We start from the raw sequence: 15,138 nt of genomic DNA, 5'->3' as shown, positions 1-15,138 counted from the left end.
AGGTCGGTGTCATGGGCGGGGACCCGGCGGCGCGCGCCTCACGGCGGCGCCGAGGTCCCGGAGGGCATGCGGCACGAGAGGAGCCACGGCCGCGGACGGGGCTCACCGGGCGGGAGGCGGCGTACCTTCGGTGTCCTCCGGCAGCAGGTGCGAGCGGGCGGCCACCACGCCGGCCTCGAAGCGGCTGCTCACGCCGAGCCGCCGCAGCAGCGCCGATACCGAACGGCGCAGAGTGCGCGGAGAAACCCGCAGCTCACGGGCGATTTCGGCGTCCTGACGGCCTTTCGCCCAGAGCCTGAGGATGACGAGCTGCTGCTCGCTCAGCGCGACTCCGCCCGCGCCGGGCCGGCGGCCCGGCTCCTCCGTCTCCCGCGGCGCGGCGACCGCTGGTGGCTGCTGGAGCTCGCGTGCGTCGTCCCAACAGAACTCGAACACCCGCGCGAGGAGCTGGAGCAGAGCGGGCCGGCGCACCAGCAGCGTCGTGTCCGGCGGGCAGACCAGCGCGAACGTCTCGTCCACCATGATCAGGCGGAACGGCAGCAGCGGTGCGACCCGGACGTGCACCCCGCGCCGTGTCAGCCGGTCCAGGTAGGACGCGGCCCGCTCGCTGCGCTGCAGGGAACTCTGGTGGATGGTACGGACGCCGACGCCGTCCGCGTGCCCGTGCCGGTCCTCGACCAGCCAGTCGGCGATCAGATGACGGGCGACCACGGACGGCTGGATGACACGGATCTCGTGCCGGACCATCGTCGCCACGGAGTCCAACAGGGCGCGTACCCGAGCCGGGTCGTCGATCTCCTCGACGCCCGCGACCGACGCGTCCGGAGTCCCGCCGTGGTGCAGGACGAGGGCGGACAGCTGCGACTGCAGGGAACGGGTGGCCTCCCCGGCCTCCAGCAACGCCTGCCGCTGCCTTCCCACCAGATCCGACAGCGTTTCCAGAGCTGCATTCTTTCCGATTCTATTTGCCTGCAGGAGCACCTATTCAATTCCTTCCCCCGCATGTCCTATGCCGGTCACGGCCACTGCTGGCCATGAAAGGGTCTACACGGTTCCGCTCTTATCTGGCAAGATCGCAGCTGCTGTTGATGAAGATATTGCACCCGCTTTTCTGCATTACCGCACGTAGTTATCGAGTAAGCGCGGCTCATTCCTCGGTGTCAACTCAGGTGCCGAGGCGGGCCCGCCTCGGCAGGAAGGGAGAAGCGAAACCGGTGAAGGACAAGAGCTCCGTCATGGACGACCGGTCGGCCGACCGCCTCGAGGGCGCCGTCGCTGACGCGGCCACCGGACTTCGTCCCCACGCCGCGGACACCGAGGGGGACGCCCTGCGCTTCTGGCAGCAGATGGCACTCGCCGCCACTGACGACGGCGCCCCACAGGCGCAGCGGATCGGCCTGCCCACCGAACTGCGGGGCGCACTCGCCCTGTTCGACGCATCCGCCGAGGGGTCGCTCGACCGCGGGCCCTCGGCTCCGTCGGCCGGTGCCCTGTACCCGTACGAGATCTACGTCGCCACCGGTGGTCCCCTGGGCCCGGCGGTGTTCTCCGTGGACGTCACCCGGCGCAGCTGCCGGCTGCTGCACGAGGGCGACCGGGTGGCCGCCGCACTGGACGCCGGCGGACTCACCTTGCCGGGACCCGGCTCCTTCCTGGTGCTCATCGCGGTGCGCCCGTGGCTGTCCATACGCAAGTACGACGACCGCGGCTATCTGTACGCCCAACTGGACGCCGCGCACCTGGGCACGCACCTGTTGTGCCTGGCGGACCGGACCCACCGCCGGGCCGAGTGGCTGACACGGGCGGCGACCGGCCCTCTGGGGGCGCTGCTGCGCCTCGGCCCCAACCACATGTTCGCCCACAGCGTCCTGCGGGTGGCCGGTCCCGTGGCACCCGACCGGCCGTCCGACGGTCCGTGGACGTGTACGGACTGGCGCAACGTGCCGCCGGCCCGCCGGCTCCCGGACGGATCCGAGGCCCGGTGCTGGCGGAGCCTCGCCCCGCGCCTCCAGCAGCCTCCGGCGCACACCTCCACGCCACGCCCGCGCCCCCTGCTGACCGGCCCGGACGGCAGGGAGCCGGGCAGCGCCCCGGGACAGGTCCCGTTGGCAGGGCTCGCCCCCCGGCGGCGCTCCGCGAAGGACTTCGGCGAAGCCGAACTGCGCGAGGACCGGGTGCGGCAGGCGTTGGCCTTCCTGGGGGCACCGCTGACCACCGGCCTGCCGCCGTCGGACGGCTTCGGAGCCACCTTGGTCGCCCGCCGGGTCGGCGGGCTCGCCCCGGGCTCGTACGCGGTCCGCGGCAGCGGCGAGATCGCCGTCCGGCCCACCCGGGCCGCCGCGGCGGCCGGCGACGACATCGTGCGGATCTGTATGGGCCAGGAGCAACTGCGCCACGCCTGCGCGGCCGTCGTCTTCCATGCCCGGCACGACGACATCTTCCGCCTCGGCACCCGGGGCATCGACGAGGCGCTGCTGCGTGCCGGGGCCCTGGCCCACCTCCTCTGCCTCGGTGCCACCGCGGCGGGCATCGCGGTGACCACCATCGGCGGCTTCGACGCCGGAGGCTGGCACTTGCTGGCGGGACTGGCGGACGAGGACGAGGTCCTCTACGTCGCGATGCTCGGCGAGCCCGGCACGTCGGCGGTCAAGACCGACCGGCTCCAGCCGGCCCACGCCCACGGGCAGCGGTGACGCGCCGTGCTCATCGATGTCATCACCCGGGCCGTCCGCGCCCACGGCGACGCTGCGGCCGTGGCCGACCGCCAGTCGTCGCTGTCCTACCGGGAGCTGGACGCGGCCAGTGACCGGCGGTCCGCGGACGTCCGCCGTCTGCTGCCCGGACGGGAGCGGCCCCGCGTCGGCATCCAGGCCGGCAACTCCGTCGCGTACGTGGTCACGTATCTGGCCGTCCTCAAGGCCGGGGGCGTACCGTTCCTCGTCGACCGGGCCTCGGGCGCGCAGGAGACCCGGGTCATCCAGGAGGACTGCGGGCTCGATCTGCTGGTCCACGAGGAGAGCACGCCGGTCCCGGAACACGGCAGCCGGTGCGGGGTTCTCGGGACCGGGCCCCTGCACACCACCCGGTTCGCTGTCCGCCACGACCGTCCCGACCTGCACGACGAGACAGAGGTCTGCCGCTTCACCTCGGGGTCCACCGGCCGCCCGAACTGCATCGAGTTCCGCGGCCGGGCGGTCCACCGCGCCGCCGCCAACTGGGCCGACGGCACCGGCCTGTCCGGCGGCGACGGCATCCTGTGCTTCGCCTCGCTGTCCAACGGGCTGGCCTTCAACACCTCGCTGCTGTCGGCGTTCCTCGTGGGGGCACGACTGCACCTGGGCAGCGGACTGCCCACGGCCGGAGCGGTCTCGCGCATGCTGCGGGGCAGCGCCGCCACCCGGCTGGTCGGCTTCCCCGCACTGTACGAGTCCCTGGTGCGGCGGCCCCTGTCCGCCGAAGCGCTGCCGGACCTGCGGACGGCCATCTCCTCCGCGGCGCCCCTGAACCCGGCGACCAAGCAGCAGTTCGTGGACCGCACCGGCGTACCGCTGCAGAACTACTTCGGCATCGCGGAGGCGGGACCGCTCACCTTTGCCCGCAACCCGCTGACCGACCCGGGACTGGGACAGCCGCTTCCCGGCGTCGAGTTGCGAGCCGGCGGTGACGGGGAGCCCGGCGTCGTGGAGGTCAGGAGCGAGTCCATGGGCACGCGCTACCTCAACGCCCCAGGAGCCTTCGAGAGCCGCGTCGGCGCCGACGGCTTCTACCGTACGAGCGACGTCGGCTGCCTGTCGGACGGAAGTCTCGTGCTGACCGGACGCACCAGTCAGGTGATCAACATCGGGGGCCGCAAGATCGACGCGGTCGAGGTCTCCGAAGCCCTCGCCGGGGCACCGGGGGTGCGGGACGCGATCGTCCTGGAGGTCGCCGACCGGCACGGGACCTCCGCCCTCGCCGCGGTCCTCGCCGCCGCCCCGGACCTCGATCCGGCCGGCCCGCGCCGACACGTCGCCCGGCGCCTGGCCCCGTACAAGATCCCCAGCCTCGTGCGCATCGTGGCGGAGATCCCCCGCAGTTCCAGTGGCAAGCCCGCCACGGCGGCACTGCGCCGCATGTTCGACGACTCCGAGAACGTCCAGTGACCACGCCCAAGGAGACCTCAGCCATGCCCGCTTCCCCCGACGACATCCGTTCGCGCATCGTGCGCATCGTGCTCGGCTCGGCGGAGGGCGACCTGACCGAGCGGGACCTGGCAGCCGCCGGCTGGTCGCTCCCCCAGGTCAGTTACTCGTCACTGGCCTACATTCGCATGATCGACACGGTGGAGAACGAACTCGGCGTCTACCTCGATCCCGAGGAGGAGAGCGACCGCTTCGAAACCATCGACAGCCTCGTCGAACTCGTCTCCCAGCACCTGCGGGAGGTCGCCGATGCCTGAGCCGGCCCTCGGCGTGTTCGGCTCGGGCCGCCTCGGCCGGGCCGTCCAGCGCACTGCGTCGGCGGAAGGGCACGCCGTCCACGTGTACGACCCGCGCCGGCCGGACCAGTGGGGCGACGTACCGGTCCCCGACGTACTCGTCGACTGCTCGGCGCCCGCCGTCGTGGCCCAGGCCGCCGGCCTGGGGCTGAGTCTCGGAGTACCCGTCGTCGAGTGCGTGTCCGCCCTGGAGGACGACCAGCTGCGGCTGTTCGACGATCTGTCCGCCAAGGCTCCCGTCGTCCTCGCGCCCAACCTGTCCCTCGGCAACTACCTGCAGACCCGTGCCCTGGCCTGCGTCGCGGACGTGGTCACGACCATGGAGCGGGCCGGCATCACCGGCGCGGTACCGGAAGCCGCCGTCCTGGAACGCCATCCCGCCACCAAGGTCCACCGGCCGAGCACCACGGCGTCCCGGCTCGCCCGGGAGTGGCTGCGGTACACCGGCCGGCCGGCTGCCGACGTCGCCTCGCTGCGCTGCGGCCCGGCCGTCAGCGACCACGAGGTCCGCCTCAGCTGGCCGGAGCAGACGCTGACCGTCACCCACGAGGTGAGTTCCCTCGACGCGGCCGCGGCCGGCGCCGTCGGAGCCGCGAGCTGGAGTGTGGGCCGCGCCCCCGGCCTCTACCCGCTTCATTCGGTCTTCGACGACCTGTTGGCCACGATGGCCCGCGCGACGGCCGAAGGGCGGGAGGAGCAGCCATGACACCCACCACCACTGCCGGCACGGCGGACCGGTCCACCGCGTCCCGGACACCCGTCCGGCTGGCCGGCCAGATCGCCTCCGGGGCGCGGATGCTGTCCCTCGACGGACACGACGACTTCAACCAGGGCCAGATATCGGCGCGGACACCGGGCTCCGGCACCTTCTTCATCAAGAACGCGCTGTGCGGGTTCGACGAGGCGACCCCCGACCAGGTGGTGGCCGCCTCCATCGACCCGGGCGCGCCGGTCGACCCGCTCGCCCCGCCCGAACTCCCCCTGCACCAAGCGATCTACCGCGCGCGCCCGGACGTCAACGGCATCGTGCACAGTCACGCCCCGCACACCCTGGTGTTCGGCGCCACGGACCTGGAGCTGCGACCCGTCTCGCACGACGGCGCGCACTTCACCGGAGCCCTCGCCCTGTTCACCCGGACCAGCAACACGGTGCTCGACCAGGAGACCGGCGAAGCCATCGCCGAGTCCCTCGGCGACGCGGAGGGCGTCCTGCTGCGCAACCACGGCGGAGTGATCGTCGGAAAGAGCGTGCGGCACGCCGCGGTCTTCGCGCAGGTGCTGGAGCGCGCCTGCCGGCTGCAGCTGCTCGCGGAGCAGAGCGGAGTGCCGTACACCTGGGCCACCGACGCGGACGTCGCCCTCAAACGGGACTTCATCTACGCGGACCTGTCGGTACGTTCCTACTGGGACTACGCCGTCCGACGCGTCCGGCGCGTCTGGCCCGAAGCCGCGACATGGTAGGGACGCCCGCCCGCCACGACGTCCTGGTCGCCTGCGCGCCGGCCGGGGCGGCGACGCGCCACGCGCACCTGCTCAGCACCGAGGAGTCGCGCCGGGCCGGGGCCTTTGCGCCCCGCAGGGCACAGGAGTTCACCGCGGGCCGCGCGCTGCTTCGCTGGGCGCTGGAGCGCGGCCTGGGGAGCTGGACACGGACCTGTCGCATCGGCCGCACCGATCAGGGCAAGCCGCTGCTGGAGGGCCACCCGGCGACCGGTGTCAGCATCTCCCACAGCAGCGGAGCCGTCGCCGTCGCCGTCGCCGTGGGCCGCGCCGTGGGCGTCGACATCCAGGGCCCGGTGCCACCCACCACCGGCTTGCTGGAGCGTTGTTGCTCGCGCTCCCAGCGGCATGAACTCGCCCTTCTTCCGCCCGACCGCCGGGCGACCGCGCTCGCCCGGCGCTGGGCGATCCACGAAGCGTGCGCCAAGACCACCGGAACCGGGCCGATCAGCCGACCCGAAACCTACCCCGGAGTACTGCTCGCGGACGGCGGACGCTGGCGGAACCTGCGGTGGAGGGTGCTGCAGCCGCTGCCCGGGGCGGCCGTCGCCGTCGCCTTCGACCAGCCGCACCACCCGGCCGTGCTGCGCCTGGCCGTGCTGGCCCCGGAAACCGGCCGCTTCCTCCCACCCCACGCCCCCGCACCGGAAGGACGACCGGCGTCGCGATGACAACTTTCCCGTTCACGGATGCCCCCTCGAAGCGGATGCCGACCGAACAGGACGACGACGTCCGCGACTTGCTGGCGCTGGCGACCGACCTCGCGGACAAGGAACTCGCACCGAACGCGGACGGCTTCGAGGACCGCGCGGAGTTCCCGCGGGAGATTCTGCGGACCCTCGGCCGGGCCGGGCTGCTCAGCCTTCCCCACCCCGCGGAGTACGGCGGCGGCGGACAGAGGTACGAGGTCCACCTCACAGTGCTGGAACTGCTGGCCAAGCGGTGGCTGGCCGTCGCCCAGTCGGTCAACATCCACGTCCTGTCGTGCTACCCGCTGGCCGTCCACGGCACCGAGAGCCAGCGCGAGCGGTGGCTGCCCGCCATGCTCGGCGGCGAACAGCTCGGCGCGAACTGCATCTCGGAAGCAGAGGCCGGCTCGGACATCGCGGCGATCAGCTGCACGGCGCGCCAGGCCTCGGAGGGCGGGCCGTACACGGTCGCGGGCACCAAGGCCTGGACCAGCCATGCCGGGCAGGCCGACCACTACAACGTGTTCTGCCGGACCGGGGGCGCCGGCATCCGCGGGCTGTCCGTCCTGCTCGCCGACGCCGGGACTCCTGGTCTGCAGGTCCAGCGACTCGAGAGGAAGATGGGGGTGCGTTCGTCGCCCACCGCGGCCGTCGTGTGGGACAGGGCGCAGGTTCCGGCCGAGCGGCTGATCGGCCGGCCCGGCAAGGGGTTCCTGATCGCGACCGGACTGTTCGACCGGGGGCGCCTGGGCATCGCCGCGTGCGCGGTGGGCCTGGCCTCCGCGGCGCTGGACCACGCCGTCTCCTACACGAGGACCCGGCGGCAGTTCGGCCGCCCCGTGGCGGACTTCCAGGGTCTCGCCTTCATGCTCGCGGACATGTCGACGCAAGTCGCCGCGGCCCGCGCACTGGTGCGGGAGGCTGCTCGCGTGCTGGACTCCGGCGCGGGCGCATCGGCCGTGACCGCCGCGGCGGCCCGCGCCAAGCTCTTCGCCACGGACACCGCCATGCGCGTCACCACGGACGCCGTACAGGCCTTGGGCGCCTACGGCTACGTGCAGGATCACCCGGTCGAACGCTGGATGCGCGAAGCGAAGCTGCTCCAGATCATCGAGGGCACCAACCAGATCCAACGCGTCGTCGTCGCCCGCTCGCTGTAGAGCGCAGCGCCTGAGCCGAAGAAAGGAGAGAACATGTCAGCACAGAACTCCGCCGGGCCCTTCGGGCGCACCCGCATCACCGACACGGTCGACGTGGTGATCATCGGCAGCGGCCCCACCGGCGCCTCCTACGCCCACGAGATCCACCGGGCCCACCCCTCGGCCCGCGTTCTGCTGGTCGAGGCGGGTCCGGCCCTGACCGACCCGCCGGGCCGGCACCTGACCACGCTCACCGACGCCGAGGAGCAGCAGCGCGCCAGGGTCGCCGCCCAAGGGCCCCGCCGGCACCCGTACGGTATCTCCGCGGCGTCGGCCGTCGCACACAACCAGTCCCGGGCGGAGCGCGGGCGGGCCCTCGTCGAGCGGCCCGGCATGTTCAACGTCGGGTCGGGGGACCTGACCGGCGACGGTCTGCCCGCGGCTCAGCAGTCCTGCAACGTGGGCGGCATGGGGGTGCTCTGGTTCGGGGCGGCTCCGCGGGCGGGGGACGCCGAACGTGTCGACTGCGTGGACCGGGACGAGCTCGACGGGGCCTACGCGGTCGCCGAGAAACTGCTCCAGGTCTCCAGCACCCAGTTCGCCGACTCGCCCTTCGCCGCCCATGTCCGGCGGGTCCTGGGCGAGGAGCTGGACGAGGGACGCGCGCCCGACCGGAGGGTCCAGGCCATGCCCATGGCCGCCGTCCGCACCGGCGACCGGGTCCGGCGCACCGGTACGGACGCCGTCCTGCGGCACCTGCCGACCGGTCCCGACACGAATGTCGAGCTGCGCGCGGACACGCTGTGCGAAAAGGTGCTCGTGGACGACGGGCGGGCCGTCGGAGTGCGGCTGCGCGACCGGACCACGGGGGCCGTCGGCGCCGTGCGGGCGGACTACGTGGTCGTGGCGGCCGACCCACTGCGCACTCCGCAGCTGCTCTTCGCCTCGGGGATACGTCCCCAGGCCCTCGGCCGCTATCTCAACGAGCACCCGCAGGTCTCGGTCATCGCGGAGGTGCACGGTACGGACGGCTCCGTGGGCTCGGAGGAGCCCCCGGGCGGAGTCACCTGGATCCCCTACGAGGGCGAGCGGTATCCGTTCCACGGCATGCTGACCCGGCTCGACCCCAGCACGGTCGCGGACCGTCCCGCCGGCGGCCGGGCGGGCGTACCGCTGCTGTCGGTGCACCTGTTCACCTCGCAGGAGCCGAGGGCCGGCAACCGGCTGGAGTTCAGTGAGACCGAGCAGGACTGGGTCGGCATGCCCGCGATGACGATCCACCACACTCTCGGCGACGAGGACCGGGCGGCGCTCGCCGAGGCCGCCGCCGAGGCGCTGCGCCTGAGCAAGGTCCTCGGCCGTGCCGCGGACGGCGAGGCACCCTGGGTCCTGCCGTCGGGAAGCTCCCTGCACTACCAGGGGACGGTGCGCATGGGCGCCGCGAACGACGGCACCAGCGTCTGCGACCCCACCTGCCGCGTGTGGGGGTTCGACAACCTCTACGTCGCGGGCAACGGCGTCATTCCGACGCGGACGGCCTGCAACCCCACCCTCACCAGCGTCGCGCTGTCCGTCCTCGGGGCGCGCGACATCGCACGCCGTATCCGGCAGGGCGGTGCCGACGCGTCACGACGGACCCCGGCGCCGCACGAAGGGAAGGACACGTGATCCACACTCAGCTGGGCCGCACCGGTCTGCGCGTCAGCAGGCTCGCTCTCGGCACCGTCAACTTCGGCGGCCGGGTGGAGGAGCCCGAGGCGCACCGCCTCATGGACCATGCCCTGGAGCGGGGCATCAACCTGATCGACACGGCCAACACCTACGGCTGGCGGGTCTACAAGGGCCATACGGAGGAGGTCGTCGGACGCTGGCTCGACAAGGCGCCCGCACGGCGCGACCAGGTCGTCGTGGCCACCAAGGTCGGCGATCCGATGGGTGAGGGCCTCAACGACCACGGCCTGTCCGCCCGCAACATCGTGGCGGCCTGCGAGGCGTCGCTCAGGCGTCTGGGCACCGACTGGATCGACGTCTACCAGATGCACCACATCGACCGGTCCGCGGCCTGGGAGGAGGTATGGCAGGCGATGGACCTCCTGGTCGCCCAGGGCAAGGTGCGCTACGTCGGCTCGTCCAACTTCGCCGGCTGGGACATCGCGTCGGCCCAGGCGGCGGCGCAGCGCAGGAACAGCCTGGGCCTGGTCTCCGAGCAGTGCGCGTACAGCCTCGTCACCCGGTATCCCGAGCTCGAGATCATGCCCGCCGCCCAGGCGTACGGCCTCGGCCTGCTGGTCTGGTCACCGCTGCACGGCGGTCTGCTCGGCGGTGTTCTGCGCAAGAAACGGACGGGCTCCGCAGTCAAGTCGGCGCAGGGCCGTGCGGCGGCCGCCCTGGAGGAACACGGCGACACCGTCGAGGCCTACGAGAGGCTCTGCGCCGATCACGGCCTGGATCCGGCGGTGGTCGGCACGGCCTGGGTCCTGTCGCGCCCCGGTGTGACAGCCGCGTTGATCGGGCCTCGTACTCAGGAGCACATCGACGGTGCCCTCGAAGCCCTGGAGTGTGCGCTGCCCGAGTCCCTGCTGTCCCGGCTCGACGTGCTCTTCCCACCGGTCGGCCGCGGCGGCCCGGCCCCCGACTGCTGGCTCACCTGACCCCACCCGGCCGCTGCGCCCGGACCGAACCGAACCGAACCGAGAGGAAACGCCTCCATGGCCGAGAACACCTTCACCGACCCGCGGATCGTCCCGCACGAGTCGCCGCAGGACCGCGATGCACGCGAGCGGCTGACCAAACTGCTCGTTCAGTCTCCGATCCCGCCGGAGTACCTGATCGACAACCTCTCGGTCTACATGCGCCGGCACCAGCTGGCCGACCTGCTGTCCATGGACGCGCTCTACCGCATGCTGCCCGAAGTGCCCGGCAGCATCATGGAGTTCGGCGTGCTCCACGGCCGCCACCTGGCGACTCTGACGGCGCTGCGCAGCATCTACGAGCCGTACAACTCGCTGCGTCGCATCGTCGGTTTTGACACGTTCACCGGCTTCCCCGAGGACATCGGCGACGTCGACAAGGTCAGCACCAGCGCCGTCCCGGGACGGTTCGCGACGCCCGACGGCGAGGTCGACCACCTGCGTGAGGTCCTGGCCGCCCATGAGGCCACCGAGCCCTTCGGGCACACCCAGCGCTCCTTCGTCGTGCAGGGCGACGTGCGTGAGACGGTCCCCCGGTACTTGGCGGAGAACCCGGAGACGGTCATCGCGATGGCCTACTTCGACCTCGACCTGTACCGGCCGACGAAGGAGCTGCTCCAGGCGATCAAGCCGCATTTGACCAAGGGCAGCATCCTCGCCTTCGACGAGCTCGCCCACCCGAAATGGCCCGGGGAGACCACCGCTCTGCGGGAGGTCTTCGGCCTCGACCACGCCCCTCTGCGTCAGCTCCCGGGCCGGGAGCCACCGGTCATCTACATGAAGTGGGGTGAGTGACGAGGGCGAGGGTGGCCCGGCAGGGCTCACTTCCCCTGCCGGGCCGCCGGCCGCTGTTCGGGGCCGCCCGCCCCGTGAGGAGCGACGCGGCCGGGGAGGCTAGGGCACTCCGGCCGCGCCCCGGGTGGGCTCGGTGCGGGGCCACTGCCGCAGCGCCGTGTGCACCGCTCCTACGGTCCTGCGCCAGGAGTTGTCGATGTCGCGCGGGTGCCCGAAACCGCCCACCGACTCGATGTAGATGAAGCCGTGGAAGGTACTGCGCATGAAGCGCACCGCGTCGGTCAGGTCCGGCTCCTCCAGGTCGTAGGCGCGCAGCACCGCGTAGGTCAGCTCGATGTTGCGGACGAAGCCCTTCTCGTCGGCGATCTCCTCCAGGTCCAGCCGCATCTGGGTCGCCGCGTACCGTCCCGGGTGCCGCAGGGCGAAGGCCCGGTAGGTGTCGGCGAAGGCCACCAGCGCGGCCTCGGCAGACCGCCCGGCGACGGCGACGGCGAGTTCGGCGCTCATCTCCTCGGCCGCCAGCAACGCCACCCGGGTCCGTACGTCCTGGATGTTCTTGACGTGCGAGTACAGGCTGGCGTCCTTGACGCCGAAGCTGCGGGCGAGGGCCGAGAGGGTGACCCCCTCGAAGCCCACCTCGTCGGCCAGGGCGGCAGCGGCCTGGGCGATCTTGTCGACGGTCAGGCCCGGGCGCGTCTTCATCCACTCCCCTAATGGCTCAAGTTTATTGCCTTGGATAATAAGCCAGTGGTCGTGAAGAACGAACACCCCGGGCCCCGCCCGCACGCCGGAGGCGCCGGAAGGCCCACCGGCACGTCCGGCGGCCCCTCGCCCGGGCGGACACGCCCGCCTCCGGCCCGGCCCGTCACCGTCCGGTGCTCGGCCGGGCCGGGCACAACCGCCGCGGGACGCCGGCGGCCGTCGACGGCGTACTGCTCGGCCTCGCCGGGGCCGGTCAGGGACGGGGTACGTTGCGCAGATTCGAGCGGGCCATCTGGACCATGCGGCCGACTCCGCCGTCCAGGACGATCTTCGAGGCGGACAGGGCGAAGCCGGTGACCATGTCGGCGCTGATCTTCGGCGGGATGGACAGTGCGTTGGGGTCGGTGACGACGTCGACGAGGGCCGGCCCCTTGTGCTTGAAGGCCGCCTTCAGCGCGCCCGCCAGGTCCTTGGGCTTCTCCACCCGCACCCCGAAGGCTCCGCAGGCCTCGGCGACCGCGGCGAAGTCGGGGTTCTTGTTGCCCACGCCGTGCGAGGGCAGTCCCGCGACCAGCATCTCCAACTCGACCATGCCGAGCGAGGAGTTGTTGAAGAGGACCACCTTCACCGGCAGGTCGTGCTGGACCAGGGTGAGGAAGTCGCCCATCAGCATGGTGAAGCCGCCGTCGCCGGACATCGAGACGACCTGGCGGCGCCGGTCGGTGAACTGGGCGCCGATCGCCATCGGCAGCGCGTTCGCCATGGAGCCGTGGGAGAAGGAACCGATGATGCGGCGGCGGCCGTTGGGCGTGATGTAGCGGGCGGCCCAGACGTTGCACATCCCGGTGTCCACGGTGAACACCGCGTCGTCGTCCGCCATGTCGTCCAGTACGGCGGCCACGTACTCGGGGTGGATCGGGACGTGCTTGTCGACCTTGCGGGTGTAGGCCTTGACCACGCCCTCCAGCGCGTCTGCGTGCTTCTTCAGCATCCGGTCGAGGAAGCGCCGGTTCTTCTTCTCCTTCACCCGCGGGATCAGGCAGCGCAGGGTCTCCCGCGCGTCGCCCCACACCGCGAGGTCCAGCTTGGAGCGCCGGCCCAGGTGCTCCGGCCGGACGTCGATCTGGGCGATCTTCACGTCGTCGGGCAGGAAGGCGTTGTACGGGAAGTCGGTGCCGATCAGGAGCAGCAGGTCGCACTCGTGGGTGGCCTCGTACGCGGCCCCGTAGCCGAGCAGACCGCTCATGCCGACGTCGTACGGGTTGTCGTACTGGATGAACTCCTTGCCCCGCAGCGCGTGCCCCACCGGCGCCTTCAGCTTGCCGGCGAACTCCATGACCTCGGCGTGCGCGCCCGCGGTGCCGCTGCCGCAGAACAGGGTGACCCGGTCGGCGTCGTCGATCATCCGCACCAGCCGGTCGATCTCCTCGTCACCGGGCCGGACGGTCGGCCGGGAGGTGACGAGCGCGGTCTCGGCGGCGCGCTCCGGGGCGGGGTCGTCGGCGATGTCGCCGGGCAGGGACACGACGCTGACGCCGCCCTGCCCGACGGCGTGCTGGATGGCGGTCTGGAGCAGCCTCGGCATCTGCTTCGGGCTGGAGATCAGCTCGCTGTAGTGGCTGCACTCGCGGAACAGCTGGTCGGGGTGGGTCTCCTGGAAGAAGCCGAGGCCGATCTCGCTGGACGGGATCTGGGAGGCCAGGGCGAGGACCGGGGCCATGGAGCGGTGGGCGTCGTAGAGCCCGTTGATGAGGTGGAGGTTGCCGGGGCCGCAGGAGCCGGCACACGCGGTCAGCTTCCCGGTGATCTGGGCCTCCGCCCCGGCGGCGAAGGCGGCGGTCTCCTCGTGCCGGACGTGCACCCATTCGATGCCGGAGTGGCGGCGCACCGCGTCCACGACGGGGTTGAGGCTGTCACCGACGACTCCGTAGAGGCGCTCGACCCCGGCACGGGTGAGGATGTCGACGAACTGTTCCGCGACGTTCTGTTTGGCCATGGCTCCAGCTAGCCACAGCGGCCGGGCTCACGCCTCCCACACGGCGGCCGCCGTACGGTCGTCCGCGTAGCCCTTGACCCGGACGCCGCTGTCGACGAGGAACTCCGCGAGTCCCGGCGGGGTACGGCCCGTCCATCGCCGGGCGAGGAGTCCGCCCAGTTCCGGCTCGCTCAGCAGGGGCTCGGCCAGGCCCGCGGTGCACATCAGGAGGACATCACCCGGGCGGGCTACGGAGGCCCGGAAACGGAAGGGTTCGCGGGGCGGCTCGGCGGGCGGGCCGTCGTACGGGCCCGGGGCCGCTGCGACACCGAGGTCCATCGTGAGCCGGTCGCCTCCGGGCGTCCCGCCCGCCGCGTCGCCGCCCGGGACGCCGGTGCCGCCCCGGGTCGTGTCTCCGGGCGCCCCGCCGTAGCCGAGGACGGGGGCGCCGGTGACGTCGCCGGCACTCGGTTCCATGTCCTGCCAGGCACCGTCCCGCAGCCGGAGCAGTCCGCCGGGGCCGACCCCGAAGAACACCCGCGTCCGGCACCCGGGATCGGCCGGCAGCAGCAGGCAGCGCAGGGTCGCCGCGTACTCGTCGGGAGGCAGGCCCTGTTCGGCGGCGCCGGCCCTCAGCCTGCCGAGACTGCGGTCGGTGAGGCGGTGCAGGCCGGACTTCAGGTCGCCGCGCCGGGCGGCCCGCAGGTCCTCGGCGAGCCGGTCGTGGCTGCGGCCCACGGCCCGGCCGATCCACCGGCACACCTCCGCCGCGGCGCGGTGCGCTCCGGGGGCCGCACGGGCACCGGTCGCCATCGCCACCAGGACCAGCGCCTGTTCGCCGGCGCCGAACCGGGCGACGAGCAGCGCGTCGCGCCGCGGTTCGCCCCGGTACCGTGCGGAGTCCCCGCGTACGGAGACCGCCCGCAGCGTGCACGTTCCGTACCGGGCACCGTCCAGCACGGTGTCCGGGACCTGCCCGTCCAGTCCGTCCGGGTCGGCGGGCGGCAGCGCGGTGGGCTCGGCGTCGTAGGTGGGCGGCCCGGAGCCGACGTAGTCCGCCCGGCCGCCTCCTCCGCCGGGTCCCGTCACCGGCTCCGCGGGCCGCGCGGGGAGGAACGCCGGCGGAGGCGGAGGGAGATCGGAGGCGGCCCCGGCCGGGGGCGCCTCCGAT

14 protein-coding genes are annotated in these 15,138 nt (G+C 72.5%); 10 read left to right on the top strand and 4 right to left on the bottom strand.

Annotated elements, in window-relative coordinates; all coding sequences use genetic code 11:
• Nucleotides 1–102 precede the first annotated feature (102 nt).
• Nucleotides 103–921: a helix-turn-helix transcriptional regulator gene (locus tag HZS56_RS19420; protein ID WP_308408100.1), complete on the bottom strand. Its 819-nt coding sequence runs from the start codon at nt 919–921 to the stop codon at nt 103–105.
• Nucleotides 922–1,214: 293 nt separating this feature from the next.
• On the opposite strand from HZS56_RS19420, the gene HZS56_RS38920 reads away from it, so the two are divergent.
• Genes HZS56_RS38920 through HZS56_RS19370 form a run of 10 tightly spaced genes read left to right on the top strand, consistent with a single transcriptional unit; the run spans nt 1,215 to nt 11,290 of the window.
• Complete coding sequence (locus HZS56_RS38920; RefSeq protein ID WP_216721983.1) at nt 1,215–2,693, top strand: nitroreductase family protein; 1,479 nt, start codon at nt 1,215–1,217, stop codon at nt 2,691–2,693.
• A gap of 6 nt (nt 2,694–2,699) precedes the next feature.
• Nucleotides 2,700–4,142 (top strand): class I adenylate-forming enzyme family protein, encoded by a 1,443-nt coding sequence (locus tag HZS56_RS19410; RefSeq protein WP_216721982.1) that lies wholly within the window; start codon nt 2,700–2,702, stop codon nt 4,140–4,142.
• Nucleotides 4,143–4,165: 23 nt separating this feature from the next.
• The gene (locus HZS56_RS19405) at nt 4,166–4,438 is read left to right on the top strand and encodes a hypothetical protein (protein WP_216721981.1); all 273 of its coding nucleotides are present in this window, start codon (nt 4,166–4,168) and stop codon (nt 4,436–4,438) included.
• Nucleotides 4,431–5,183, top strand: coding sequence for a dihydrodipicolinate reductase C-terminal domain-containing protein (locus HZS56_RS19400; protein WP_216721980.1), 753 nt, complete (start codon nt 4,431–4,433; stop codon nt 5,181–5,183). The genes HZS56_RS19405 and HZS56_RS19400 overlap by 8 nt, the downstream gene beginning before the upstream one ends.
• Entirely contained in the window at nt 5,180–5,938 is a 759-nt protein-coding gene (locus tag HZS56_RS19395) for a class II aldolase/adducin family protein (RefSeq protein WP_216721979.1), read from the top strand. Before HZS56_RS19400 ends, HZS56_RS19395 begins: the two co-directional genes overlap by 4 nt.
• A complete protein-coding gene (locus HZS56_RS19390) occupies nt 5,932–6,648 on the top strand; it encodes a 4'-phosphopantetheinyl transferase family protein (RefSeq protein ID WP_216721978.1) in 717 nt (238 codons plus the stop codon). The genes HZS56_RS19395 and HZS56_RS19390 overlap by 7 nt, the downstream gene beginning before the upstream one ends.
• Entirely contained in the window at nt 6,645–7,826 is a 1,182-nt protein-coding gene (locus tag HZS56_RS19385) for an acyl-CoA dehydrogenase family protein (RefSeq protein ID WP_374201182.1), read from the top strand. The genes HZS56_RS19390 and HZS56_RS19385 overlap by 4 nt, the downstream gene beginning before the upstream one ends.
• Before the next feature lie 33 nt (nt 7,827–7,859).
• Complete coding sequence (locus HZS56_RS19380; RefSeq protein WP_216721977.1) at nt 7,860–9,473, top strand: GMC oxidoreductase; 1,614 nt, start codon at nt 7,860–7,862, stop codon at nt 9,471–9,473.
• Nucleotides 9,470–10,456 (top strand): aldo/keto reductase, encoded by a 987-nt coding sequence (locus HZS56_RS19375; RefSeq protein ID WP_216721976.1) that lies wholly within the window; start codon nt 9,470–9,472, stop codon nt 10,454–10,456. The genes HZS56_RS19380 and HZS56_RS19375 overlap by 4 nt, the downstream gene beginning before the upstream one ends.
• A gap of 57 nt (nt 10,457–10,513) precedes the next feature.
• Nucleotides 10,514–11,290, top strand: a complete 777-nt coding sequence (locus HZS56_RS19370) for a class I SAM-dependent methyltransferase (RefSeq protein ID WP_216721975.1) — start codon at nt 10,514–10,516, stop codon at nt 11,288–11,290.
• A gap of 99 nt (nt 11,291–11,389) precedes the next feature.
• Here the strand turns inward: HZS56_RS19370 and HZS56_RS19365 are convergent, their stop codons facing one another.
• The 3 genes from HZS56_RS19365 to HZS56_RS19355 all read right to left on the bottom strand — a co-directional run.
• Nucleotides 11,390–11,992, bottom strand: coding sequence for a TetR/AcrR family transcriptional regulator (locus HZS56_RS19365; RefSeq protein ID WP_216721974.1), 603 nt, complete (start codon nt 11,990–11,992; stop codon nt 11,390–11,392).
• A 253-nt stretch (nt 11,993–12,245) separates the two neighbouring features.
• Nucleotides 12,246–13,988, bottom strand: a complete 1,743-nt coding sequence (locus HZS56_RS19360; RefSeq protein WP_216721973.1) for a pyruvate dehydrogenase — start codon at nt 13,986–13,988, stop codon at nt 12,246–12,248.
• 27 nt (nt 13,989–14,015) lie between these two features.
• A partial coding sequence (locus tag HZS56_RS19355) for a protein phosphatase 2C domain-containing protein (RefSeq protein WP_253914510.1) occupies nt 14,016–15,138 on the bottom strand: 1,123 nt, incomplete at its 5' end.

Source organism: Streptomyces mayonensis (assembly GCF_018982965.1).
Classification (GTDB): domain Bacteria; phylum Actinomycetota; class Actinomycetes; order Streptomycetales; family Streptomycetaceae; genus Streptomyces; species Streptomyces mayonensis.
Note: the sequence above shows the minus strand (reverse complement) of the source record. Positions and strands in the feature narration are given on the sequence as shown.